The following is a 24,163-nucleotide window of genomic DNA, read 5'->3' on the forward strand; positions in this document are numbered from 1 at the left end:
CATACAGTACTGATAGCAAGACGTTAACACTACGGCTTGAGCAACGCTTCATCGCCCAGGACGCGCGAACTCGATACCGGATTGAAGCGGCCGTCAGCACGCAGTGCGTCAGGCACCGGTGAAAGCCGCCCGCCAGATGTTGTTCAATTTTTTATACAACATATTGCGCAATATATTGTATTCTTGAGTCTCACCGAGGAGAAACATCAGAATGCGCTATCACTCATGTCTGCTTCAAGCGCTGTCGGCGCTGTCCATCATTTGCGCATCGGGCGCTTTTGCCGAGGTACCGGGCATCTCACGGGACGAAAAAGGCGCGATCATCGCCTCCCTCGACAGCACCCTGAATACGAACTACGCGTTTCCGGACATCGCGCGAAAAATTGCGCCCGTGCTTCAGGAGCGTCTGAAAAAGGGAGATTATGATTCGGCGGCAACGAAGGCGGAGTTTGCGAGCAAGCTGACCGACGATCTCATCAAAGTCAGCGGCGACCTGCATTTCCTGGTGGGAGCCGACTCCCAATGGATTGCGGATTTCAAGGCGAAAGCCAACCCGGCGCTCAAGCCCAAGATACGAAAAGAAGAATTGAGCAGGCTGGAAGAGAGCAATTTCGGTTTCGACGAGGTCGCTCGCCTGAAGGGCAATATCGGTTATATACGGTTCAGCTATTTTGCCGATCCCGAGCTTGCCTATGATACGGCCGCGTCCGTTATGCGCTTCGTCGGCAATACGGATGCCGTCATCATCGATTTGCGTTATAACAATGGCGGACATCTGGAAATGGCGCAATTCCTGGCGAGCTATTTCTTCTCCAGCGAGAAAGACCAGCTGCTCTTCGACTACTATTACAATGAGGATGGCAAGCGTATCCAGCGCGGGCAATGGGTGCTGCCGGGCCTGCCGGGCAAGCGCATGGTGGGCAAGCCCGTCTATATCCTGACCGGCTCCACGTCGTTTTCCTCCGCAGAATGGTTTTCCTATGCGATGAAGAAACTCGGGCGGGCGACGCTGATCGGGGAGCGGACCGCCGGCGGTGCGCATCCGGTTGCGCGCAAGCCGCTGGATGACGATTTTTTCGTGCAAGTGCCGATCGGCCAGATCCAGGACCCCGTAGACCATGGCGATTTCGAAGGTGTCGGCGTGCAACCTGATATCCCTAGCCCCTCTATTCGCGCGCTTCCTCTGGCGCACAAGCTGGCGCTTGAACATCTGGCCAAGACCGATGACGCCAGCCGAACCGAACTTGCCTGGCTGCTCCCGAGCCTGACGGCAGCTATCGAGCGCCCGCACGTCGATGCCGCAGTGTTGACAAAAGCCGCCGGAAAATATGAAGGCCGCCAGATCATCCTGGACAATGGCTCGCTTTACTATCTCTGGCGCGAACGGTTCCGGGTCGCGCTTGAGCCGATCGGTCCCAACCTGTTCGCCGTGGAAGGCGTATCGGATTTTCGATACCGCCTGAATACCTTGCGCGGAAAAGTGACGGAGCTGGAACGCGTGAACAAGGATGGCAGCATCCAGAGGTACAAGCGCCTTGACTAAAGAGACACCTCACCCGGCCCCGATCGATGACGCCGTGTTTCTCGGCCGCGCTGTCGAACGGCTGAGCGTCCTGATCGCCGAGCAATCCAAGACTGTCTTCGACACGATGGGGATCGTCATCCCGGTCCGCTCGTGTTCGCTGATGACGGTTCTGGCAACGCTCGGCACGGCCTCCGCCGCGGATCTGGCGCGCGAACTCGGGCATTCGCACCAGCTGGTCATGCAAAAGATACCAAAGCTGCTCCGCCTGGGCCTCGTACGGTATCGGAACGATGACAATGATGCCCGGCGACGGCTATTGGAGCCCACGGAGGAAGGCTTGTCGCAGCTCGCGAAATTCGAGCAGTGCACGGTGCTGATCCGGGCAGCCTATGCCGGCCTGTTTGCCGAGGTGGGGGACGTCAGGCAATTCGTGGACCGGGTCGCCGATGCGCTCAACGAGAGGCCGCTGGACAAGCGCATCCATTCCCCGGCGCGTTTGACCTGACGCAAAAGCAGTTTTGTCTTCAGTTTTTACTGGCTATCCCCATGCTTTCCATGATCCTGGCTGTATTATCCTTGCAGTCCAGCTCATCGGGTTTGGCCTCGATCATCTGAATCACCGACAAAAGATGGGCCTTGTTCTGCGCCAGCCGCACTTCCAGGGACTCGATATCGGCGATCTTCTTCTTGAGCGCCACCATCAGCTCATCATGTTTCCATGATGAAATATCCTCCGGCAAGACTTGCCTGATTTCGTCCAGGGAAAAGCCCGCCTGCTGGGCGTCGGTGATGATGGACAGTACCGCCACCGCTTCCAGCGGATAGTCGCGGTAGCCGTTCGATTGCCGGTCCACGGCTTTCAGCAAGCCCTTGGCTTCGTAGAAACGTATCGTGGACGCCGCCAGGCCGCTGCGCTTGGCCAGTTCGCCGATTTTCATCGTTTTTCCTGCTCCCCTATTCTGGTGTGTTATTCCGCAAAGCCGCGAGCAGCGCTTGCGCCACTTCCTTGCCCGATCCGGGATTCTGGCCCGTGACGAGGCGGCCATCGGTCATCACGAAGCTGCCGAACGGGATGACGCCTTTGTCATACAGCGCTCCCCTGCCCTCGAGCTCGCTTTGCAGCAGATAGGGTACCTGATCCTTGATGCCGGCCAGCGATTCCTCCGTATTCGAAAAGCCCGTCACGCGGCGCCCTTGTATCAGCGGCTTGCCGTTTTCGTCCTGCAGGTCGAGCAGGCCGGCGGCGCCGTGGCAGACGGAAGAAACGATGCCGCCGTTGCGGTAGATCGCCTCGGCAATGCGCTTGAGGTCCTGGTTGCCCTTGAAGTCCCACATCGTGCCATGGCCGCCCGTGTAGAAAATAGCCTGGTAGCCGGCAGGATCGATGTCGGCCGCCGCTCGTGTCGACGCCAGCGCCGCCATGAAAGCGGAATCTTTCAAGTGGTTTTTTGCCGCGGCATCCATATACAGCCATCCCAGACTGCGCTCATCGAGCGGCACGGCGCCACCGTTCGGGCTGACGAAGTCGACGCCAAAGCCGGCGTCCTTCAGCGCGTCATACACGTGCGTCAGCTCCGTGAGCCAGAGCCCGGTATGGTCGTTTCTGCTCGGATACTGGGAATGATTGGTCATGACCACGAGTACCGTGCCTGGTTCCCGCTTTGGCGCCGCCGGTTCCGCAGCAACGATCTGCATGAACAGCAAGGGCATGAGCGCGAGGAAAAGCTGCTTGAAAACTGACATGGGATCGTCCTCCTGATGGTTGCGTGGCCTGCGCCATGTGAGCCACTATAAGCTTAAAGCCAACTTGAGTGTCAAGCGGCAGATGGGCGGTGCCAGGAGTTTGTTGTCTCAGGCTGCTGCGTTTCTTCCAGCCCGTGTTGCGAACGGGACGCAGGCAAAAAAAGTGCGTTTTAGAGCTTGACCTTCAAGTTAGCTTAAAGCTTATCGTGAGGTCATCGCAACCCTGGAGATAAGCATGAAACCTTTTACCCCACTGACGCTGCCCAATGGAAGCGTCATTCCGAACCGCCTCGCCAAAGCCGCCATGGAAGAGAACATGGCTGACAACGATCACGCGCCCTCACAGGAGCTGATCCGCCTGTACCAGTCGTGGGCCGACGGCGGCGTTGGCCTGATGATCACAGGAAACGTGATGATCGACCGCCGGGCCATGACGGGACCGGGCGGCGTGGTGCTTGATTCTGCGCAATTTGGCGCCCGCTTCGAGCAATGGTCGCGCACTGCCCGTTCACGCGGGGCGCAGATCTGGATGCAGATTAACCATCCCGGACGCCAGATGCCGGCCGCCATGGGACAGGAAACCATCGCGCCCTCGGCCGTGCCCATGGATATGGGCAACTTTTCCAAGCAATTTTCCGCGCCGCGTGCAATGACGGAAGCCGACATTGCCGACGTGAAGCAGCGCTTCATCGATACCGCCAAGCTGGCGGAGCAGTTCGGCTTTACGGGCGTGCAAATCCATGCCGCGCACGGCTACCTGCTCAGCCAGTTCCTCTCCCCTATCACGAACAAGCGCACGGACCGCTGGGGCGGCTCGCTCGAGAACCGGGCGCGGCTGTTGGTGGACGTCGTCAACGGGGTGCGGCAAGCCGTGGGCAAAGGCTTTGCCGTCGCCGTGAAGCTCAACTCGGCGGATTTCCAGAAAGGCGGCTTCAGCTCGGAGGATGCCAGGCACGTGGTTTCCATGCTCAACAGCCTGGGCGTGGACCTGATCGAATTGTCCGGCGGCAGTTACGAAGCCCCTGTCATGCATGGCCAGACCCGCGACGGCCGCACCTTGGCCCGCGAAGCGTATTTCCTGGAGTTTGCCAAGGACATCGCCACCGTGGCCCGGATGCCCATCATGGTGACGGGCAGCATACGCCGCTACCCGGTGGTCGAGCAGGTGCTGGGCAGCGGCATCGCCGTGGCGGGCATGGGAACGGCGCTGGCCATCGACCCGCACTTGCCGAAAGCATGGCGTGCCGATCAATCGGCCAGCCCATTGCTCAGGGCCATTACCTGGAAAAACAAGGTGCTGCCGTCGATCGGCTATATGGCGATGGTCAAGTATCAGCTGCGGCGCCTGAGCCAGGGCAAGCCAACGAAGCCCAATGTGGCGCCCGCCCTGGCGCTGGCGATGCAGCAATGGGAAACCGCCATCAGGAACCGGCAGTATCGCCGCCGGATGAACAGGCTGGCGCCCGGCGGCCTGTGACTCAATTAATTCCAATCCAACATGAAAGGTGCAAGCAATGAACATGAAAATTGCCGCGGCGGTATCCGCATTGATATTGTGGGGCGCCGCCGTCCCGTCGCGGGCCGACAGTCCTGCCGAAACCAAGCCGGTCATCATCAATATCGCCGGCCATGCCGTGCCGGTGGCGGCCGGCGGCCTGTACGACCGCTATCGCTCGAATCCGCCCTTGTCGGTGATCGCGGCGGAAGCGCCGGAGCTCGACTTGAGCTGGTTCAAGGGAATCAAAAAAGAAAAGGTCGCCATCGGCTTTGACTCGTATTCACCGAATTTCTATTATAAAAACAATAAAATCACGGCCGTCTTCACGGCAGACCTGGCCAGGCTGAAGGAACTGATGCCGCAAGACATACTGAAGCAGGTGCAGCCATTGCAAGTGTGGCCGGGCCGGGGCGCGGTGGCGTTGACGGCCTACGCCTATGAGTATTGCGACAACGACAGCTACAATGAAATTTCCCTGGCGATCGTGACGAACAAGCCCGGCACGTCCAGTTTCGGCCCTTTCACCTTGCTGGGGCAATCCCTGTCGAAGGATTTCTGGGGCTATGTGCTCAAGCTGCCCGTGAACACGGAACTGGCCAGGGTGCGCGGTGTCGTAGGCTACAACCTGCCGAAGTGGCTGACCGGCATCGAGCGCAAGGAAACGGACGCCGCCGTCTCCTTTGAAGTCATGGATAGCGCAACGGGCAAGCTCGATTTTGTCTTCGCGGGGAAAAAGCTGGATGGTCTGTCGCACCAGGCCGAGCTGGTGACGAACAGCTTCACCAACAAGGATCACGCCGGCCAGCTCACTTATGGCTATGCCGTTTCGCGCCAGCTCAGCCATGCAACGAGCACGAGCGCGGAAGCGGTCGACCTGGCACTGGGCGACGGCAGCTTCTCCAGCTATCTCAAGTCATTGAAGCTGGGGAAGATGATGAAATATGAATATGTGCCGGAATTCCAAAATGCGCTGTATGCGCCGAAACCCTTATTAATAGGTCAGTAACAGGCTACTTGCCCGGCGTCTCGTGCGCCATGGCCGCCGCGGCAAGGGCGCGCGCATCGAGCGGCATGGATTCCTTGCGCTCGCTGTAGCGGCTGGTCAGGTAATCCGAGCGGTCGCGCACAACCAGGGTGAATTTGTACAATTCTTCCATGACGTCGACCAGGCGGTCGTAGTACGGCGACGGCTTCATGCGGTCGTTGTCGTCGAACTCCTGGTAGGCCTTGGCGACGGACGACTGGTTCGGGATCGTCACCATGCGCATCCAGCGGCCCAGCACGCGCAAGCCGTTGACGGCGTTGAACGATTGCGAGCCGCCCGACACCTGCATCACCGCCAGGGTGCGCCCTTGCGTGGGACGCACGCTGCCCATTTCCAGCGGCAGCCAGTCGATCTGCGACTTGAACACGCCCGTCACGGCGCCATGGCGTTCCGGACTGCACCAGACCTGGCCTTCCGACCACAGCGACAAGGCGCGCAGCTCCTGCACCTTCGGATGGTCGGGGCCGACGCTGTCGACCATGGGCAAGCCATGCGGGTCGAAGACGCGTGTCTCGGCGCCGAAATGCTGCAGCAGCCGCTGCGCCTCCAGGGTCAGCAAGCGGCTGAATGAACGTTCACGCAGCGAACCGTACAGCAGCAGGATGCGGGGCGGATGCGTGGCCACCGCCGGCGGCGCCAGTTTATCGAGGGTCGGCGTGTCGAGGTGGGCTGCGCTGATGTTGGGCAAGTCATGCATGATGGTTTCCTTATTCAATAATTCCATAATAGTCGAATTATGGAATTGATGGAAGCCTGTTTTGCACCTGAGTAAACGCCTCCCTCCCGGCATATGTTGATGTAGATCAATCAATTTTTGAATCGTGTGCAGCAGAATATGATCATGCGCAAGCCGCTATTCAAGCGACGATGGTTCGGCCTGCACCCTGCACTACACGTACCCACTTCATAAGGAATACCATGATCCCCACTACCATGAAAGCCGCCGTTGTCGAGCAACTGGGCCAGCCGCTGGTGCTGCGCGACGTACCCGTGCCGGTGCCTGGCCCCGGCCAGATCCTCGTCAGGACGGAAGCGTGCGGCGTCTGCCACACGGACTTGCATGCGGCACGCGGCGACTGGCCCGTCAAGCCGACGCCGCCGTTCATTCCCGGCCACGAAGGCATCGGCGTGGTGGTGGAGTTGGGCGCGGGCGTGACCGAGGTGCGGCTGGGCGACCGGGTCGGCGTGCCCTGGCTCTATTCCGCTTGCGGCCATTGCGAGCATTGCCTGGCAGCCTGGGAGACCGTGTGCGCCGAGGCGCAGTTCGGCGGCTACACGAAGAATGGCGGCTTCGCCGAATACATCCTGGCCGACCCGCGCTACGTCGCGCATATTCCGGCCGGCTTGTCCGCCGTGCAGGCGGCACCCATCATCTGCGCCGGCGTGACCAGTTACAAGGGCATCAAGGAAACGGGCGCGCGGCCGGGCCAGTGGCTGGCCGTGTCCGGCATCGGCGGACTGGGCCACCTGGCCATCGAATATGCGGTGGCCATGGGCTTGCGCGTGGCGGCCGTCGACATCGATGAAGGCAAGCTCGAGCATGCGCGCGCCCTCGGCGCCGAAGTGACCATCAATGCGCGCCAGGGCGACCCCGTGGCGGCCTTGCGCGAAGCGACGGGCGGTGGCGCCCACGGCGTGCTGATCACGGCGCCGTCGATCGATGCCTTCCAGCAAGGCGTGGCGATGACGCGCAAGCGCGGCACCTGCGTGCTGGTGGGCTTGCCGCCGGGCGACTTCCCGACGCCGCTGTTCGACGTCGTCGCCAATTGCGTGACGATACGCGGCTCTTTCGTGGGCACCCGCCAGGACATGGCCGAGGCGCTGGCCTTTGCCGCCACCGGCAAGGTCAAGGCCGGCATCGAATTGCAGCCGCTGTCGGCCATCAATGAAATCTTCAGCCGCCTGGAACATGGCAAGGTTGCCTCGCGCGTGGTGCTCGATTTCAGCGGCAGCTGAGCGCGACTCCGGCCGCGTGGCCGCTGTGTCCTATGGTGCGACGGCAAGCAATTGCCGTTGTTATGATGGCATTTCAAAAAGACACAACAAGGACACAGCGATGAAAAAAATCCTCTCCGGCCTGCTGGCCTGCGCCGCCCTCGCCTGGCCGCTTGCCGCCGGCGCGGCCGAGCAAGCCCCGTCAACGCTGCCCGGACACTATTACCTGCAAGGCGTCATGGAAACGGGTTCCGAGCTGCTGCTGAAAAAGGACGGCACCTTCGAATGGACGCTCAGCTACGGCAATACCGACGAGCAAGCCAGCGGCGAGTGGCGCGTTGCCGGCGACACGGTGACCCTGGTGACGGGCAACGGCGGCAAGGAGCCGCAGTTCCGCGTGTTCGAGGAAGCGGAAATGCGCATCCAGAAGCCTGCCGAAGCGGGCCTGTGGGTGGCCATCGTCGGCTTCCCCAAAGTGGGGCCGATGGCCGGCGTGGAGGTAAAATTCGAGGCGCAAAGCGGCAAGACAGCCACGGCGGTAAGCGTGGCGAACGGCGACGCCATCGTCCGCATGCCGGCCTCGGAACGCTGGGTGCGCGCCGGCCTACGCCGCCAGGGCGCGAAGGCCGACTATCAATGGCTGACCGTGCCGCCCGCGCGCGCGCAGGAACGCATCGCCGCGTTCGCCGTCACCGACCCGCAATGGCTGCGGGGCCAGGCATTCCAGAAGCTGGCCTTGCGCGTCGTCAAGGGCGGCCTGAAAGTCGACGATGCGGACAATGGCCTGGCCAGGGGCCTGTACGCCAAACCGGCATCGAAGCCGTAGCCTTCTTCCCTCCTCCTTCCATTCTCCAAGCACGCTGTCCTGGTCAAGAATATCGGCCAGGACAGCGCCGTTTGCACCCGCGCACGCCCGTGCGCCGTTGACACCCTGCACCGTCTGTCCTATAGTCGCCGGGTTAACGACAAATGAGAATGAGAATCATGTTCAGTTCTATCAAGAAATGGCTCGTCTGCTATCCGCTCGTGGCTGCCAGCCTCAGCCTGTTACTGGCCGGAGGCGCGCAGGCGCAAGCGACCGATCCTGGCGCCGGCGCCAAACAATTGTGGCAACTCATTGATTATGTTGCCGTCGATTACAGCGGCGCCGTCGAGCACGGCAAGGTGGTCAGCGAGGCGGAGTACGCGGAAATGCTCGACTTTACCGATAATGCGACGACACAGATCGCCGCCCTGCCCGCCCACGCATCGCAGGCGGCCATCGCTGCCGCCATCGCCGACCTTCGCAAAGCCGTCGTGGCCAAGGCCGATGGCGTGGAAGTCAAGCGCCTGGCGCACCACGCGAACGGCTTGCTGATTGCCGCCTACCCGATCCCCGTGGCGCCGAAAGTGCTGCCGAACCTGGCGCGCGGCGCGGCCCTGTATGCGGCCCAGTGCGCTTCTTGCCACGGCGTGGCCGGCGGCGGCGACGGTCCGCTGGCGGCCAGCCTGGAGCCGAAACCGATCGCCTTCACGGATGGCGAACGGGCGCAGTCGCGCAGCCTGATGGCGCTGTACCAGGTCATTTCGCAAGGCGTGGCCGGCACCTCGATGGCCAGTTTCGGCCAGCTGTCCGAAAACGAGCGCTGGGACCTGGCTTTTTATATTGGCGGCATGTCGCACGATGCGGCGGCAAGCGCGCGCGGCGAAAAACTGTGGCAGGACGATCCGCGCAGCAAAAAACTGTACGCGGACCTGGCCGCCGTGACCACCCTGACGCAGGAAGCGGCGGCCGCCAAGCTGGGCGCGGACGAGGCGCAAGCCTTGACGGCATACCTGCGCAGCCATCCTGACAAGGCCGAAGCGCACAAGCCTACCGGCCTGGCCCTGTCCCGCCTGCGCCTGGCCGAAAGCCTGGCCGCCGTGCATGCGGGCGACCGCGCGGCCGCCACGCGCCTGGGCCTGTCCGCCTACCTGGACGGTTTCGAGCCGATCGAGCCGATGGTGGGCGCGCGCAACAAGTCCCTGCTGCTGGCCGTGGAAAACGCCATGCTCGCTTACCGCTCCGCCGTTGCCAAGGGCACGGTGGCCGACGCCGAGGCGGCCGGTGAAAAGCTGCAGCAACTGTTTACCCACGTGGAAACGGAACTGGGCGACGCCAAGGCCGACCCGATGACGACCTTTGTCGGCGCCCTGACGATCCTGCTGCGCGAAGGCGTGGAAGCGCTGCTGATCGTAATCGGCATCATCGCCTTCCTGCGCAAGGCCAAGCGCAACGACGTGCTGCCCTACGTGCATGCGGGCTGGGCCAGCGCCCTGGTGGCGGGCGGCCTGACGTGGGTCGCGGCAACGTATCTGGTGACCATCAGCGGCGCCAGCCGCGAGGTGAGCGAAGGGCTCGGTTCCGTGTTCGCCGCCCTGGTCCTGCTCAGCGTGGGCCTGTGGATGCACCAGAAGAGCAGCGCCGGGCGCTGGCAGGAGTATTTGCACGAGAAACTCACGGCAGCGATGACGCGGCGCTCGGCCTGGGGCCTGTTCGCCCTGGCCTTCATCGCCGTCTACCGCGAAGTGTTTGAAACCGTGCTGTTCTATTCCGCCCTGGCGGCGGACGGCAACGGCGGCGCCCTGCTGGGCGGCTTCCTGGTGGCCATCGTGCTGCTGGTCGTGATCGCCTGGGCCTTGCTGCGCACCAGCGCCCGCATGCCGATTGGCAAGTTCTTCTCGTGGACGTCCGCCTTCGTGGCCGTGCTGGCCGTGATTTTGATGGGCAAAGGCGTGGCGGCGCTGCAGGAAGCGGGCTGGGTCGGCGTCACCCCCGTCGACTTCATGCGCATCGACCTGCTGGGCATCCTGCCGACGGCGGAAACCCTGCTGGCGCAGGCGGCCATCCTGGCCATCATCATCGCCGGCTATGGCTGGAACCGCGTCTCCGCAGGCAAGCGCAAGCTGGCCTGAGCCTGAAGCTCCCCCTTGAAACGCGCCGGTACGGGCGTTTCCGCCAGCCCCCGATAGCAGCAGGCAGCTATCGGGGGCTGTTGCATTGCGGCAGCTTACTGCGCCATGGCGCCTGACGACTTGTTGCTGTGTACCTTCACCCCCGCCAGCCAGGTTTCTTCCACCACGATGTCGCGCAGCTTGCGCACGGTCTCGTCCAGCGGGTCTTGCGCCAGAATCACCAGGTCGGCCCGCTTGCCGGCTTCCAGCGAACCGACCAGGTGGTCGAGGTGGCAATGCCAGGCGGCATCGAGCGTGACGGCGCGCAAGGCCGCCATCCGGCTCAGGCGCTCATCCGGATTCAGCACCTCTTTCGCCGGCGCGCCTTCCATGGTGCGGAACACCGCCTGCTCCATCATGCGCAAGGGGCCCAGCGGCGAGACGAAATGGTCCGAATGCAAGCTGATGTGCATACCCGCTTGCAATGCCGACTGGCAACGATCCAGCAGCTGGGCGCGCGCCTGGCCAAAAATGGTGTGCTGGAACGTATGCCCCCAGTAGCCGACGTGGCCGATGAGGAAGCTGGGATTCAATTGCAGTTCCGCCATCCTGTCGATTGCCGCGTCATTCAGCAGCGATGCGTGCTCCACGCGCAGCCGCAGCTGGCGCCGCTTCCGCGCTTCCTCTTCGCTGGGGCCGCCCGGCCGTGGCGTCAAGACCTGCGCGTAGCTGTCCAGCACATATTCCACCGCCTTGTCGCCGTTGGCGTGCACCAGCACGGGCCAGCCGTGCGCCACCGCCTTGTCCAGCATGCGGGCGAACACGGACGTGTCGGGATAATTGCTCAGGCCGGTGTCCGGGACCTCGGGGACGGAGTGCTCGTGCGAACAGGCATAGGGCTCGCTCTGGTAGCCCGTCAAGCCCTGGTTGGAGCCATCGGCGATCAGCTTGATCGCCTTGATGCTGAAACGCTGGTCGCCGCGGCTGTCCAGATCCGGCGAGTAGCGCTGCAGCCAGTGGTCGAGCGCCTGTTCTTCGGGTTTGGTGAACAGCGCGGCGCCGATGCGCACGGGCCCCAGGTGCGCCGCCAGTTTGAGCAAGCCGATTTCCAGCTGCGGCTGCTCGGTGGCACCGAGGCCGGCGTCGAAGACGGTGGTAAAGCCCATGGCGGAGGCATTCTCCAGCACCTGCTTCAGGCAAACGACAAATTCCGCCAGCCTGGGCTGCGGCGCGACCAGCAGCGCCTTGGCGATATTGATCTCGGTCAATACGCCGGAAGGGTTGTCCGCGATGCCCGCCGCCTGCAGCGCGGCGGTATTCAGATAGGCAAGGTGGCCGGACGAGTTCATCAGCAAGATGGGCACCGTGCTGCTCAGCGGGTCCAGCTGCGTGACGGTGATGTCTTCCCAATCCAGCATCAGCGAGGGATCGACGCCGAAGCCGAGCAGCCATGGATTGCCATTCTTGTCTTTCGGCAGCGTGTCCGGCTGTGCCAGCGCTTTACCGATCCGCTGGCTGATGCTGTGGAAACTGTACTCCGGATCCAGCTCCTGTTGCCGGGGTGGCTGCTGGAAGGGCGTCAGCGGCAGCCAGCTCCTGTACAGCGCGCTGGGCAGCACGTGCATGTGGGGTTCGACGAAGCCGGGCAGCAAGGTGCGGCCGTCCAGGTCCACCTCGCGCGGCTGGTGCGCTTGCATGGCCTGGCGCACCGCTTGCAATGTGCCGGTGGCAACGATGCTGCCGCCGGCGATGCCCAGGGCCTCCACCTGCCCGCTGCCGCCGCTGGCCAGGGTATGGATGACACCACCATGGAAGATCACGGCTTGCGGCGCCAGTGTCCCGGCGTGCGGCGAATATGCTTGTTGAAACGCCGCATCCAGTTCACCGCCGAGTGCGGTTTCCGTCAACAGGCTGCTGGTCAGCGCGGGCAGGTGTGGCAGGTTGCAGCAGGCGCAACCGAGGTGGTCATGGCTCATGCAGATTCCTATCAGAAGTGAATGATTGACGAGGAAAGAATGAATGCATTCTTTATTCAAAGTCGCATATAACTTCGTCAGAGAATAACGAACTGATAATCAAAAAGACTCAAACATTGTCACGCCCATGGAAATAAGCGTCACTCGCCGCGGAAAACTCTCTGCCCCATATTTATTCTTCGCCGTATTTTACCCGCCACCTGTTTTTCCATTCGCTGCGCTCCCGTCCAGTTTCTCCGCAGAGGAAATGAAAATATTTTTTGCACGTGACAATTGGATAGTAATATTTTCAAAAACTTAACTATATTCAATATTGCGGCGATGATGCAAGTCGCCGGACACTGGCCGTATCACGCAGCATCTCCATTGCATGGACCACTAACGAAAGTTTATCGATGAACGCTCAACGCACAACAATCTGGTCGCTGGGTCTTATTGTGGCAGGCGCCCTGTTCTCAACCCATGCCTATGCGGCGAAAATCCCCGACTGCGGCAAAAGGGAACCGAGCAAGACCCTGCCCACCCCGAAGAACAGCGAATATGACGCATACCGCAATGCGAAGACGAGCGCGGTGGCCGGTGGTCCGGGCAATACCGTCTTCAATAACAATGAACGCCGCCTTCCCGCCGCCGGCAAGGACGAGGTTTATTATGAATACTATCTGGGTATCGGCGGCGATGGCGGGGCCGGCTCGCATCGCGCCGTATTGCTGGTACAAACACCGGCGGGCAAACGCAAGCTGGTGGAACGCTATTACACGCAGGACCACTATACTTCCTTCTGCAGCCTGAAAAGCTAATCTGTTCATTTAAAAATCAAACGGCGCCGGAAAAATACCGGCTGCCGCTTGAAATTCCTGCGTATCGGGTTCGATATTGTGCCGTGCCTGTTTCCCTGGCCTGGCCATATTCCGCGGAACAGGTTTTTTTATTCGCGGCAGTTGCGTGGCCGCCTATCGCCGCCGTCCCGCTTCACCGCAGCGCATCGCGCGCATCCACGTAGGCCCAGGCATGCATGCCCGACGCCAGGGTGACGCGCTCGCGCCGGTAGTCGGCCACCTCGTAGCCATCCGCCTGCCGCAATTCCTCGGGCGAAATAGCCAGCACGGCGCCCGGCACGCTATCCGTCGCTGCGCCGCGCGAGGCGATCGGATGATGCGTCTTGCCGCTGGTCGCCACCACCTGCGCATCATGGATGGCCAGCATCGCCAGACGATAGCCGGGCAACTGGTCGGGCCGGCTGTCGAGCAGGCGCCCGAAGGTGGCCAGTCGCACCTCGGGCTGCTGCAAGGTACCGTAGGAAAACAGCTGTTCTGTCGCTGCCGCTGGAATAATTGCCATCTGTCTCTCCTGTTCGCATGTCGATAGCGTGCATCGTAACGCCTTTTGCCGGCACAGGTCCTGCACGGTTTTGAAAACTGCGATATGATGACCATCATGCAAAACTCATCCAACAAATCATCTGACAAGAAACCTTCGGCGCAAAGCCGAAAGGAAGCCACCCATGAACGCATTGTCGAGGTGGCCACGCGCGCCATCCGCCGCAGCGGCTATGCGGGCACGGGCGTGGCCGACATCATGAAGGAAGCGGGCCTGACGCACGGCGGCTTCTATGCGCACTTCGCCTCGCGCGACGCGTTGCTGGCCGAAGCGGGCGACCGCGCGGGCGCCGAATCGGTGGCGCTGGCGGCCAGGGTGGCGGCAGCCGCCCCGCCCGGCCAGGCGCTGCGGGCGATGCTGGCCGCCTACCTGTCGCCCGAACATATCGCCGCCATCGAAGTGGGCTGTCCCGTCTCGGCGCTGGGCTCGGAAATGCCGCGCCAGGCGCCCGAGGTGCGGCGCGCCGCCACCATCCACATCAAGGAAATGATCGACCTGTTCGCGCGCCAGCTGCTCAACTGGGGCCAGCCCGAAGCGCACGCGCAGGCGATGGCGACGGTGTGCGCCATGATCGGCACCACCATCCTGGCGCGCGCCGTCGACGAACCGGCCCTGTCGGACGCCCTGTGCGCGGCCACCCTGGCGCAGTTCCAGGATACAAGCCAGCCGTAACGCCCATGGCCCGGGTCCGCCCCGGGCTTCTTTTCAAACAAAAATATGACGATCATCATATTCAACACTATCAACCACTGAAGGACTGCCATGAACGATAACAAGATTGCCCTGGTCACCGGCGCCTCATCCGGCATCGGCGCGGCCACGGCCCAGCGCCTGGCGCAGGCGGGCTACACGGTATACGGCACCAGCCGCCGCGGCGCGCAAGCCGATGCGGTCGGCTACACGATGCTGGCGCTCGACGTCACCAGCGATGCATCCGTCGCGGCAGCCGTGGCCGAGCTGATACGGCGCGAAGGTCGCATCGACTTGCTGGTGAACAACGCCGGTTTCGGCGTGGCGCCGGCGGGCGCCGAGGAAAGCAGCATGGCGCAGGCGCAAGCCATCTTCGACACGAATTTTTACGGCGTCGTGCGCATGACCCTGGCCGTGCTGCCGCACATGCGGGCTCAGGGCGGCGGGCGCATCCTCAATATCGGTTCCGTCGTCGGCTTCTTGCCCATGCCCTACGGCGCGCTGTATTCGGCCACCAAGCACGCCATCGAGGGCTACACGGAATCGCTCGACCATGAAGTGCGCGGCTGGGGCATCCGCGCCAGCGTCATCGAACCGGCCTACACGAAAACCACGTTCGAAGCCAATCTGCTGGCGCCCGATGCCCCGCTGTCCGCCTACCGGCAAGTGAGCGCGGCCGTCACGCGCCGGCTGCAAACGCTGATGGCCGGCGCCGATGACCCTGGCGTCGTGGCCGAGACGGTGTTGGCGGCGGCGCAGGCGCGCCAGGCGAAGTTGCGCTACACGGCCGGGCCTCTGGCGGCACGCTTGCGCCTGATGCGCCGTTTCCTGCCCGCCGCGCTGATGGACGCCGGCTTGCGCAAGGACTTGCGCCTGGCCTGAACGCCGGCCCCCTTTTCATCCTTCAGCGAGAACATCATGCAAGCATTGCAACTCAAACAATACGGCGGCCTCGATCACGTCGCGTTTGCCGAACTGCCCCGCCCCACTCCCGGCCCCGGCGAATTGCTGGTGCGGGTGCACGCCGTGGGCCTGAATCCCATCGACTACCTGATCCCCAGGGGCGACTTCAAGCCGATCTTGAAAATGCGCTTGCCGGCTACCCTGGGCAGCGACCTGGCCGGCGTGGTGGTGGAAGTCGGCAGCGGCGTCACGCGCTTCAAGGCCGGCGACGCCGTGTATGCGAGTATTTTCGACACGCCACATGGCAGCCTGGCCGAATTTGCCGTCGTGCCCGAACAGGCGGCCGCCCTGAAACCCGCCAACCTCGATTTCGTGCAGGCGGCGTCGATTCCCATGGTGGGCTTGACGGCGTGGCAAGCCATGCACGAGCGCATGCGGCTGCGGCCGGGCCAGAAAGTGTTCATCCCGGCCGGTTCCGGCGGCATCGGCACGTTTGCCATCCAGCTGGCCAGGCACCTGGGCGCCCGCGTGGGCAGCACCACCAGCACGGCGAACGTGGCGCTGGTGCGCAGCCTGGGCGCCGATGAGGTGGTCGACTACAAGCAGCAGCCGTTCGAGGACGTGCTGCGCGATTACGACGCCGTGCTGGGTACGGTGCGCGGCGACGGGCTGGAAAAGGCCTTGCGCATCGTCAAGCCTGGCAGCCGCGTCGTCTCGCTGATCGGCCCGCCGGACGCCGCTTTCGCCCGCGCGCGCGGCATGAATGTGGTGCTGAAACTGGTGTTCGGTTTGCTCAGCCGCAAGATCATCGGCCTGGCACGGCGGCGCGACGCCAGCTACGCCTTCCACTTCGTGCGTCCCGACGGCGGCCAGCTGGCGCAGATCGCCGCCCTGCTCGAAGCGGGCACCATCCGCCCCGTCATCGACCAGGTGTTTCCTTTTCTGGAGGCAAAACAGGCGCTGGCCTACCTGGCGCAGGGCCGCGCGCGCGGCAAGGTGGTGGTACAGCTGCCCGTGCCGTGAAGCACCTGTGAATTGCTTTCCACGCCGTGACTATGTGTGAGTTTTTTGTTGGCAATTTCCTCCATACTCGTTGTCAACCCCATACCTATTGATACCGGTCAACTTCAATAAAGGTAGCTCATGCGCTTTTTCCCGGAATGCTGCTGGCTCGCTCTCACCCTTGCGGCCGGCATAGTCCAGGCCGCCGAACCGGGCGTCACCGATACGCAAATCCGGCTGGGCATGGTCAATGCCCAGACGGGCGCGGCCTCGGGGCTGGGGCGGGCCATGCTCGATGGCGCCACGGCCGTGTTCCAGGAAGCGAACCGCAGCGGCGGCATCCACGGCCGCAGCGTCGAGCTGGTGGTGGCCGACGATGGCTACGATCCGGACCGCGCCATCAGCGAAACGCTCAGGCTGGTCGAGGAAAAACAGGTATTCGCCCTGTTCGGCAACGTGGGCACGCCCACCACCAACGCCGTCATCCCGATCGTCCAGGAAATGAAGGTGCCGCTGGTGGGCGCATTTACGGGCGCGATGACCTTGCGCCGTCCCGTGGTGCATGAAATCATCAACTTTCGCGCCAGTTACGACGATGAGTCCGATGCCCTGGTGCAGTACTTCGCCAGCCGCGGCATCCAGCGCTTCGGCGTGCTGTACCAGGACGACGGTTTCGGCAATGCCGTGCTCGACGGCACCGTGCGCGCCCTGCAGCGGCGCGGCATGGAACTCGTCGCCAAGGGCTCGTTCCAGCGCGGCACGACGGCCGTCAAGGCGGGCCTGGCGGCCCTGATCGGCCACGACCTGCAAACGGTGATCATGGCCGGCCCCTACACCCCGGTGGCCGCATTCGTGCGCGAGGCAGGCCAGACCGGGCTGAAGGCGGCGCTGGCCACCGTGTCCTTCGTCGGCACCGACAGCCTGCTGCAGCTGCTGGGCACGGAAGGCAACAACATTGTGATTTCGCAAGTGGTGCCCCTGCCGGAAGACCGCCAGCTGCCGATCGCCGCCGACTGCGCCGCCCTGCTGGCCCGGCACGTGCCGTCGGCCAGGCTGTCTTTCGTCAGTTTCGAAGGCTGCATCTCGGCCACCCTGATGGTGGCGGCGCTGCGCCGCACGGGCGCCGACCTCACGCGCGAGCGCCTGATCCAGAGTTTCGAGACGTTCGACCGGTTCGATCTGGGCGGCTTGCGGGTGACGCTGCGGCCAGGCGACCACCAGGCGTCGACGGCCGTTTTCCTGACCCGTATCGCCGACGGCAAAATCGTTCCGGCGGACCTGGCGCCTGGCGCCAAGTGATGCGCGCCCACTTTTCCGGCCTGCCCTGGAGCCTGGCATGAAAATCAGGACCAAGCTGATCATCAGTACCACCGTCCTGCTGGCCGGCGTGGCGGCCATGGCGGCGGCCGGCCTGCTGCTGGTGAAAGGCATCGAAACCCATGTCCACGGCTTGACCGACGAGACGGTGCCGCTGTACACGGACGTATTGCGCCTGCGCTATACCGTGCAGGATATGGCTTCGGACTTTTTCGAGCTGGGCAAGGCGGAAGACATGGCGCAGCTGGAGCAGGTGTCGAACAAGATCGTCGCCAATATCCAGGCCGCCGAGAGCATCAGCGACGATTTGCGGCACCATGGCGAATTGCAGGCGCCCCGCTACCACGCGGCCTTCGAGCGGGAATTCCAGCGCATGCGCGTCGCCGTGCGCAAGCGCCTGGAAAACGAGGCCTATTACAAGGCGCAGGCGACGGAGATGCGGCAAGTGCTGGCCCAGATCAAGGCCGCCGCCAAGGGCGCGCGCAGCAAGATCCGCGTGGTCGACAGTCAGGCCCAGGCCACGGCCGCCGAGGTGCAGCTGCAAAGCCAGCGCCTGAACCAGAATGCCCGCTACCTGACCGACCTGCGCAAGAGCATCCACGACATGCAGATTGCGCTGGCCGAAACGGAAGCCGTGAAGAACCGTTTCCGCATCGCCCCCCTGCGCGAGCGGCTGACGGCGGCCGTCGCGCACCTGGCGGGAACCAGCGAGCGCGACATCAGCCCGGCCCAGCAGGCGCTGCGGGCGAAACTGCTGGCCACGGCGCAGCAGATGCTCGATCCCGCCGCCGGCCTGCTGGCCTTGCGCGCCGGGCTGCTGGCCGAGGGCGGCGCCGGCGCGGCGCAGCAGGCGCAATATGCGGCGCTCAAGGAACAGATCAGCACCGCCCTGGCCACTGCCCACCTGCGCCTGGCCGAGGAACTCGACCCCATCGAGCTGCAGCTGGCCGTGGGGCGCGACCGGCTGGCCGAGGCGGGCCGCTACATGCGCACCTCGGCCCGCATCGAGGATGCCAGCGGTGAAATCAACCTTGCCGTCGACGCCATCAGCATCGACGTGGGCGAAGTCATGCTGGCCACGGCCGCCGGCGACGTCACGCGCCTGGGCCAGGATATCGCCCGGCGCATCAGCGCCCTGCACCGCGACATGGCCACCATGCAGGCCTTACAGCAAAGCATAGGCCAGCTGGGCTTGCTGGCCGAAACGAAGGCCGTCAACACTTACCTGGACGCGGTGGAGCGCTCGGGACAGCGGCTGGTGCAGGCCAAGGGCAGCGTGCTGGACAGCCAGACGGCGCTGAACGACGTCATTGACCATGTGCGCGCCTTCGAGCGCGAACAGGCTGCCTATTCCGCGCAGCAGGTGGCGCGCATCACGGGGCAGCAGCAGGATGCGGTAGCCAAGGTGCGCGACGGCGTGCGGCGTGCCTTCGTGCTGATCCTCGGCATCGCGCTGGTCCTGCTGCTGGCCTGCGTGATCATCACGGGCCTGATCAGCGCCTCGATCGCCAGGCCGCTGGCGCGGTTGTCCTACGCGATCGCGCATATCCGCGACGGCAAGGCGCTGTCGGTGCGCGTGGCGCAGCACGGCAGCGATGAGCTGGGGCAGCTGATCACGGGCTTCAACGGCATGCTCGAGCACGTCGAACAGCGCGACCTGGCGCTGACGCAGGCCAAGGCCGAGGCCGATGCCGCCAACCGCGCCAAATCCGAGTTCCTGGCCAAGATGAGCCACGAAATCCGCACGCCGATGAATGGCGTGCTGGGCATGACGGAATTGCTGCAGCGCACGGAACTGAGTCCCAAGCAGCAGCGTTTCGTGCACACGGTGCACCGTTCGGGCGAAAGTCTGCTCAGCATCATCGACGACATCCTCGACTTTTCCAAGATCGAGGCGGGCAAGCTGGTGCTCGAACACATTCCGTTCGACCTGCGCCAGGTGATCGACGACGTGGTGGCGCTGTTTGCCAACGGCATCCAGCGCAAGGCCATCGAATTTACCTGCCGCATCGCTTCCGACGTGCCGCAGCACGTGCGCGGCGACCCCGTGCGCCTGCGCCAGATCCTCACCAACCTGCTCAATAACGCCACCAAGTTCACGGAACGGGGCGAAATTTCCGTCGATGTCAGTTGTCCCGCTGCCGGCCAGATCCGCCTGGAAGTGCGCGACACGGGCATCGGCATGGCGCCGGAAGCGGCAGCGGCCGTCTTCCAGCCGTTCCGCCAGGCCGACAGCACCACCTCGCGCAAATACGGCGGCACGGGTCTGGGCCTGGCCATCATCAAGCAGCTGGCGGAAATGATGGGCGGCAACATCGTGCTCCAATCCGTGGCGGGACAGGGCTCCAGCTTCGCCGTCACCGTCGTCGTCGGCGAGGTGGCGCCCGAGGATGCGCCGGCGGCGCCGCCGCCGCGCGTGTCGCTCCATGCCTTGAACGTGCTGATCGTGGACGACAACGCCACCAACCGCAGTATCCTGCTGCAGCACGCGATCGAATGGCAGATGGCCACTGCCAGCGCCGCCGACGGCGCCGAGGCGCTGGACCTGCTGCAAGGGGCGCTGCGCAGCGGGCGCCCGTTCGATCTGGCGATCATCGACATGCGCATGCCCGTCATGGATGGCGCCGAGCTGGTGCGGGCAATCAAGGACGACGCGCGCATGGCGGCGCTGAAAATCATCATGCTCAGTTCACTCGACGCCTCGGCCGATCTGCGCCAGATGACGGCGTTGGGCGTGGAATACTGTCTGACCAAGCCCGTGCGGGCGCTGGAATTGCGCCACTGCATCGAGGCCGTCGGCGGCTTCGGCACTCTGGCGCCAGCGACGGCTGCCATGCCTGCCCCGCCCGCCGCGCCGGACATGGCTGGCGCAGCCCCGGGCCAGGCCCCGCTGCGCATGCTGCTGGTGGAAGACAACGCGATCAACCAGGAAATCGCCCTGGCCATGCTGGAAGATACTGCTTACGAGGCCACGCCGGCCGACAACGGGCGGCGCGCGCTGGCCCTGTGGGAGCGCTACCCCTTCGATGTGATCCTGATGGATTGCCAGATGCCGGAAATGGACGGCTTCGAAGCGACCCGGTGCCTGCGGCGGATGGAAACCCAGCAAGGCCGCAGCCGCACGCCCATCATTGCCCTGACGGCCAACGCCATCCTGGGCGACCGCGAACTGTGCCTGGACGCGGGCATGGACGACTACCTCGCCAAGCCGTACACGCGCGCCGCCCTGCTGGCCATGCTGGCCCGCTGGCGCCCGTCGGCGGCAGCGGAGACGGTGGAGACGGCGGCGGAAGCCGTCCCGGCGCAGGCTGCCCCGGCAGCGCCGGCTGAAACAAGCTCCATCCTCGACGCCGCCGCCCTGCAAAACCTGCGCGCCATGCGGCGTCCCGGCCGTCCGGACGTCCTGGGCCGCATCATCGACCTGTTCTACAGCGATGCCCCGCGCCTGCTGGGCCAGCTGGAAGTGGCGGCCGAGGCCAGCGACGCCGCGGCGCTGCAGCTGGCCGCGCACACGCTCAAGTCCAGCTGCGCCAACGTGGGCGCGCTGGGCCTGTCGGCCACCTGCCGTGAAATCGAACAATATGCGCGCGGCAATGACGTCGGCAGCGCGCTGCACCATATCCGCGGCATCCAGCAAGAACTCGACCGTGTCCTCGCCGCCCTGGCCATTGAGAAGGAAGCCATATGAATACCGCACAAGCCCCGCAAGCACTGGTCCTGGTGGTCGATGACGACACCATGACGCGCATCCTGGTGACGGAAGCGCTGGAGCCGGAAGGCTTCCGCATCGAGGAAGCGGCCAGCGGCCTGGAAGCGCTGGCCGCCTTCCAGCGCGGCGTGCCCGACCTGATCCTGCTCGACGTCGCCATGCCCGGCATGAGCGGCTTCGAATGCTGCGCGCAGCTGCGCCGGCTGCCCGGCGGCGCGCACGTGCCCATCGTCGTACTGACCGGCAACGATGACGATGACTCCATCAAGCAGGCGCTGGAAGCGGGTGCCAGCGATTTCATCTCCAAGCCGATGCAATGGCGGCTGCTGGCGCACCGCTTGCGCTACCTGCTGCGGGCCAGCAGCGCGCTCACCGAGCTGAGCCGCATCCAGGATAGCCTCAGCCACGCGCAGGCGCTGGCCCGCCTCGGCAACTGGGAATACCGGGGCACCGGCGGCGACGGCTACTGGTCGCCGGAACTGCTGCGCATCCTGGGGCTGGACGCCGATTCCGGCCCCACCAGCTTCGACCGTCTGCTGCAATGCCTGCCCGAAGACCAGCGGCCCCTGCTGCTCGAAGCCTTCATGGAACTGCATGCCAACGGCACCAGCTACAGCCTGGAGCACAAGGTGCTGCAGCCCGATGGCGGCGAGTGCATCGTCTTTCACCAGGCCGAGGCCGTGCGCGAAGGAGGCGAAGTGCAGCTGATGCGCGGTACCGTGCAGGACATCACGGAACGCAAGCTGCAGGAATTGCGCATCGAATACCTGGCCAACCACGATGCGCTGACGGACTTGCCCAACCGCCAGTTGCTGAACGACCGCATCGGCCAGGCCATCGCCCATGCCCGCCGCACCCGTTTGCACCTGGCGACCCTGATGCTGGACCTCGACCGTTTCAAGTTCGTCAACGACAGCTATGGCCACCCGGTGGGCGATGCGCTGCTGCAGGAAGTGGCCCGCCGGCTGAAGCTGGCCGTGCGCGAAGGCGATACCGTGGCCCGCCAGGGCGGCGACGAGTTCGTCATCCTGCTGACGGACTTGCCCGACATCGAGACGGCCGAAGAAATCGTGAAAAAAATACTCGAGGTGTTCACCGAGCCCTTCTTGCTGGGCGAGCATACCTTGCACGTCAGCACCAGTATCGGCGCCAGCGTCTTTCCCTCCGACGGCGACAGCGCCGACATGCTGCTCAAGACGGCCGACGCGGCCCTCTACAGCGCCAAGGACAAGGGCCGCAACGGCTACCAGTTCTACAACCACAAGATGGGTGTGCTGGTGGAAGAGCGGGCCGAAATCGAACATGCGCTGCACCAGGCGCTGGCGCTGGGCGAGCTGGAATTGCATTACCAGCCCAAGGTCGACCTCACCAGCGGCAAGATCTACGGCATGGAAGCGCTGCTGCGCTGGCGCCGCGACGGCATCGGGCTGGTGCCGCCGGACCGCTTCATTCCCCTGGCCGAGGAAACGGGCATGATCGTACCCATCGGCGAATGGGTGCTGCGCACGGCTTGCGCGCAGCTGGGCGTCTGGCATGCCTACGGCTTTACGCATCTGACGATGGCCGTCAACGTGTCGGCACGCCAGTTCCGCCAGGCCGACATGCCGCAACTGGTGCGCGAAGTGCTGGCCGACAGCGGCGTGCCGGCCCACTGCCTGGAACTGGAGCTGACGGAGAGCGTGCTGATGCAGAACCGGGACCTGGTGGTGCGGGCGCTGGAACAGTTGAAGGAAATCGGCGTCATCCTGTCGCTGGACGATTTCGGCACCGGCTATTCCAGCCTGTCCTACCTCAAGCAATTCCCCATCGACGTGGTCAAGATCGACCAGTCGTTCATCCGCGACGTGACCGACAGCGTGGATGGCGCTTCGCTGACCCGCTCCATCATCGCCATGGCCAAGTCCCTGCACATGACCACGGTGGCCGAAGGCGTGGAAACGGAGGGTCAATTGGGGTTTCTCAATACCAACCGCTGCGACGCCATGCAAGGCTATTACTTCAGCCGCCCGCTGCCCGGCGCCGAGATGGACCTGATGTTGCATGCAGGCACTCATTTGCCGCCCGACAACTGCCATGCCGAAGCGCCCCAGCGCGTGCTGCTGCTGGTGGACGACGAGGAGCATATCCTGTCCGCCCTGCGCCGCTCGCTGCGCAAGGAAGGCTACCAGATACTCAGCACCACCAAGCCGCAGGAAGCGCTGGAACTGGTCGCCTCCCATGCGGTGGGCGTGATCCTCACGGATGCGCGCATGCCGGGCATGTCCGGCAACGAACTATTGCGCCGCATCAAGGGCATCTATCCGGAAATCGTGCGCGTGATGCTGTCCGGCTACCCTGAGCTGCATTCGGTCACGGCCGCGATCAACGAAGGCTCGGTGTACAAGTTCATCACCAAGCCGTGGGACGAAACCCTGCTGAAGGACCACTTGCTGGAAGCCTTCCAGCGCTTCGAATCGGGCGTGCAACGGCCGCCGCGGGGCCCCCATGGCATCGAGATCAGCAACCGCGCCGCCTAGCGCGCCACCAG

At 63.9% G+C, this 24,163-nt stretch carries 19 protein-coding genes; 14 read left to right on the forward strand and 5 right to left on the reverse strand.

Features of this window, described 5'->3' with window-relative positions:
- Nucleotides 1-211 precede the first annotated feature (211 nt).
- Together AC1RJW_RS17750 and AC1RJW_RS17755 are read left to right on the forward strand one after the other, a co-directional pair.
- Nucleotides 212-1,543, forward strand: coding sequence for a S41 family peptidase (locus AC1RJW_RS17750; RefSeq protein ID WP_493046150.1), 1,332 nt, complete (start codon nt 212-214; stop codon nt 1,541-1,543).
- On the forward strand, nt 1,536-2,030 hold the full coding sequence (locus tag AC1RJW_RS17755) for a MarR family winged helix-turn-helix transcriptional regulator (RefSeq protein WP_493046151.1): 495 nt from the start codon (nt 1,536-1,538) through the stop codon (nt 2,028-2,030). Before AC1RJW_RS17750 ends, AC1RJW_RS17755 begins: the two co-directional genes overlap by 8 nt.
- 19 nt (nt 2,031-2,049) lie before the next feature.
- Here AC1RJW_RS17755 and AC1RJW_RS17760 read toward each other — a convergent pair whose 3' ends face one another.
- Nucleotides 2,050-2,463, reverse strand: a complete 414-nt coding sequence (locus AC1RJW_RS17760) for a MerR family transcriptional regulator (protein ID WP_493046152.1) — start codon at nt 2,461-2,463, stop codon at nt 2,050-2,052.
- Between the two features lie 16 nt (nt 2,464-2,479).
- Nucleotides 2,480-3,268 carry a type 1 glutamine amidotransferase domain-containing protein gene (locus tag AC1RJW_RS17765; protein ID WP_493046153.1) on the reverse strand — a complete coding sequence of 263 codons (789 nt, stop codon included), beginning with the start codon at nt 3,266-3,268 and terminating at the stop codon, nt 2,480-2,482.
- A gap of 235 nt (nt 3,269-3,503) precedes the next feature.
- Between AC1RJW_RS17765 and AC1RJW_RS17770 the strand changes: the two genes are divergently transcribed.
- A complete protein-coding gene (locus AC1RJW_RS17770; RefSeq protein ID WP_493046154.1) occupies nt 3,504-4,745 on the forward strand; it encodes an NADH:flavin oxidoreductase/NADH oxidase family protein in 1,242 nt (413 codons plus the stop codon).
- Between the two features lie 43 nt (nt 4,746-4,788).
- On the forward strand, nt 4,789-5,772 hold the full coding sequence (locus AC1RJW_RS17775) for an acetoacetate decarboxylase (ADC) (RefSeq protein WP_493046155.1): 984 nt from the start codon (nt 4,789-4,791) through the stop codon (nt 5,770-5,772).
- A gap of 4 nt (nt 5,773-5,776) precedes the next feature.
- On the opposite strand, the gene arsH is transcribed toward AC1RJW_RS17775, so the two are convergent.
- Nucleotides 5,777-6,511 (reverse strand): arsenical resistance protein ArsH, encoded by a 735-nt coding sequence (gene arsH / locus AC1RJW_RS17780; RefSeq protein WP_493046499.1) that lies wholly within the window; start codon nt 6,509-6,511, stop codon nt 5,777-5,779.
- A gap of 218 nt (nt 6,512-6,729) precedes the next feature.
- Here arsH and AC1RJW_RS17785 point away from each other — a divergent pair, with 218 nt between their 5' ends.
- From AC1RJW_RS17785 to AC1RJW_RS17795, 3 genes are all read left to right on the forward strand, one after another.
- On the forward strand, nt 6,730-7,767 hold the full coding sequence (locus AC1RJW_RS17785) for a zinc-dependent alcohol dehydrogenase (RefSeq protein WP_493046156.1): 1,038 nt from the start codon (nt 6,730-6,732) through the stop codon (nt 7,765-7,767).
- A 100-nt stretch (nt 7,768-7,867) separates the two neighbouring features.
- Nucleotides 7,868-8,572 (forward strand): hypothetical protein, encoded by a 705-nt coding sequence (locus AC1RJW_RS17790; RefSeq protein ID WP_493046157.1) that lies wholly within the window; start codon nt 7,868-7,870, stop codon nt 8,570-8,572.
- 158 nt (nt 8,573-8,730) lie between these two features.
- Nucleotides 8,731-10,680: an FTR1 family protein gene (locus tag AC1RJW_RS17795; protein ID WP_493046158.1), complete on the forward strand. Its 1,950-nt coding sequence runs from the start codon at nt 8,731-8,733 to the stop codon at nt 10,678-10,680.
- Between the two features lie 95 nt (nt 10,681-10,775).
- On the opposite strand, the gene AC1RJW_RS17800 is transcribed toward AC1RJW_RS17795, so the two are convergent.
- Entirely contained in the window at nt 10,776-12,635 is a 1,860-nt protein-coding gene (locus AC1RJW_RS17800; protein ID WP_493046159.1) for an amidohydrolase, read from the reverse strand.
- Nucleotides 12,636-13,030: 395 nt separating this feature from the next.
- Between AC1RJW_RS17800 and AC1RJW_RS17805 the strand changes: the two genes are divergently transcribed.
- Nucleotides 13,031-13,435, forward strand: coding sequence for a ribonuclease domain-containing protein (locus AC1RJW_RS17805; protein WP_493046160.1), 405 nt, complete (start codon nt 13,031-13,033; stop codon nt 13,433-13,435).
- A gap of 172 nt (nt 13,436-13,607) precedes the next feature.
- Here the strand turns inward: AC1RJW_RS17805 and AC1RJW_RS17810 are convergent, their stop codons facing one another.
- Nucleotides 13,608-13,976, reverse strand: coding sequence for a gamma-glutamylcyclotransferase family protein (locus tag AC1RJW_RS17810; protein ID WP_493046161.1), 369 nt, complete (start codon nt 13,974-13,976; stop codon nt 13,608-13,610).
- Between the two features lie 84 nt (nt 13,977-14,060).
- Between AC1RJW_RS17810 and AC1RJW_RS17815 the strand changes: the two genes are divergently transcribed.
- The 6 genes from AC1RJW_RS17815 (at nt 14,061) to AC1RJW_RS17840 (ending at nt 24,152) form a co-directional block, all read left to right on the forward strand.
- Nucleotides 14,061-14,687 carry a TetR/AcrR family transcriptional regulator gene (locus AC1RJW_RS17815; protein WP_493046162.1) on the forward strand — a complete coding sequence of 209 codons (627 nt, stop codon included), beginning with the start codon at nt 14,061-14,063 and terminating at the stop codon, nt 14,685-14,687.
- A 90-nt stretch (nt 14,688-14,777) separates the two neighbouring features.
- The gene (locus tag AC1RJW_RS17820) at nt 14,778-15,587 is read left to right on the forward strand and encodes an oxidoreductase (RefSeq protein WP_493046163.1); all 810 of its coding nucleotides are present in this window, start codon (nt 14,778-14,780) and stop codon (nt 15,585-15,587) included.
- 36 nt (nt 15,588-15,623) lie between these two features.
- Nucleotides 15,624-16,631 (forward strand): NADP-dependent oxidoreductase, encoded by a 1,008-nt coding sequence (locus AC1RJW_RS17825; RefSeq protein ID WP_493046164.1) that lies wholly within the window; start codon nt 15,624-15,626, stop codon nt 16,629-16,631.
- A gap of 120 nt (nt 16,632-16,751) precedes the next feature.
- Nucleotides 16,752-17,909, forward strand: a complete 1,158-nt coding sequence (locus tag AC1RJW_RS17830) for an ABC transporter substrate-binding protein (protein ID WP_493046165.1) — start codon at nt 16,752-16,754, stop codon at nt 17,907-17,909.
- A 37-nt stretch (nt 17,910-17,946) separates the two neighbouring features.
- The gene (locus tag AC1RJW_RS17835) at nt 17,947-21,615 is read left to right on the forward strand and encodes a response regulator (protein ID WP_493046166.1); all 3,669 of its coding nucleotides are present in this window, start codon (nt 17,947-17,949) and stop codon (nt 21,613-21,615) included.
- On the forward strand, nt 21,612-24,152 hold the full coding sequence (locus tag AC1RJW_RS17840; protein ID WP_493046167.1) for an EAL domain-containing protein: 2,541 nt from the start codon (nt 21,612-21,614) through the stop codon (nt 24,150-24,152). Before AC1RJW_RS17835 ends, AC1RJW_RS17840 begins: the two co-directional genes overlap by 4 nt.
- Nucleotides 24,153-24,163: the final 11 nt, after the last annotated feature.

The organism is Janthinobacterium sp. GW822-FHT07A03, from assembly GCF_058798815.1.

What these genes read in the sequence shown, in the direction of transcription:
- AC1RJW_RS17750 (WP_493046150.1), top strand. Translation starts at nt 212, where the DNA reads ATGCGCTATCACTCATGTCTGCTTCAAGCGCTGTCGGCGCTGTCCATC.
- AC1RJW_RS17760 (WP_493046152.1), bottom strand. Translation starts at nt 2,463, where the DNA reads ATGAAAATCGGCGAACTGGCCAAGCGCAGCGGCCTGGCGGCGTCCACG.
- AC1RJW_RS17765 (WP_493046153.1), bottom strand. Translation starts at nt 3,268, where the DNA reads ATGTCAGTTTTCAAGCAGCTTTTCCTCGCGCTCATGCCCTTGCTGTTC.
- AC1RJW_RS17770 (WP_493046154.1), top strand. Translation starts at nt 3,504, where the DNA reads ATGAAACCTTTTACCCCACTGACGCTGCCCAATGGAAGCGTCATTCCG.
- AC1RJW_RS17775 (WP_493046155.1), top strand. Translation starts at nt 4,789, where the DNA reads ATGAAAATTGCCGCGGCGGTATCCGCATTGATATTGTGGGGCGCCGCC.
- AC1RJW_RS17785 (WP_493046156.1), top strand. Translation starts at nt 6,730, where the DNA reads ATGATCCCCACTACCATGAAAGCCGCCGTTGTCGAGCAACTGGGCCAG.
- AC1RJW_RS17790 (WP_493046157.1), top strand. Translation starts at nt 7,868, where the DNA reads ATGAAAAAAATCCTCTCCGGCCTGCTGGCCTGCGCCGCCCTCGCCTGG.
- AC1RJW_RS17795 (WP_493046158.1), top strand. Translation starts at nt 8,731, where the DNA reads ATGTTCAGTTCTATCAAGAAATGGCTCGTCTGCTATCCGCTCGTGGCT.
- AC1RJW_RS17800 (WP_493046159.1), bottom strand. Translation starts at nt 12,635, where the DNA reads ATGAGCCATGACCACCTCGGTTGCGCCTGCTGCAACCTGCCACACCTG.
- AC1RJW_RS17805 (WP_493046160.1), top strand. Translation starts at nt 13,031, where the DNA reads ATGAACGCTCAACGCACAACAATCTGGTCGCTGGGTCTTATTGTGGCA.
- AC1RJW_RS17810 (WP_493046161.1), bottom strand. Translation starts at nt 13,976, where the DNA reads ATGGCAATTATTCCAGCGGCAGCGACAGAACAGCTGTTTTCCTACGGT.
- AC1RJW_RS17815 (WP_493046162.1), top strand. Translation starts at nt 14,061, where the DNA reads ATGATGACCATCATGCAAAACTCATCCAACAAATCATCTGACAAGAAA.
- AC1RJW_RS17820 (WP_493046163.1), top strand. Translation starts at nt 14,778, where the DNA reads ATGAACGATAACAAGATTGCCCTGGTCACCGGCGCCTCATCCGGCATC.
- AC1RJW_RS17825 (WP_493046164.1), top strand. Translation starts at nt 15,624, where the DNA reads ATGCAAGCATTGCAACTCAAACAATACGGCGGCCTCGATCACGTCGCG.
- AC1RJW_RS17830 (WP_493046165.1), top strand. Translation starts at nt 16,752, where the DNA reads ATGCGCTTTTTCCCGGAATGCTGCTGGCTCGCTCTCACCCTTGCGGCC.
- AC1RJW_RS17835 (WP_493046166.1), top strand. Translation starts at nt 17,947, where the DNA reads ATGAAAATCAGGACCAAGCTGATCATCAGTACCACCGTCCTGCTGGCC.
- AC1RJW_RS17840 (WP_493046167.1), top strand. Translation starts at nt 21,612, where the DNA reads ATGAATACCGCACAAGCCCCGCAAGCACTGGTCCTGGTGGTCGATGAC.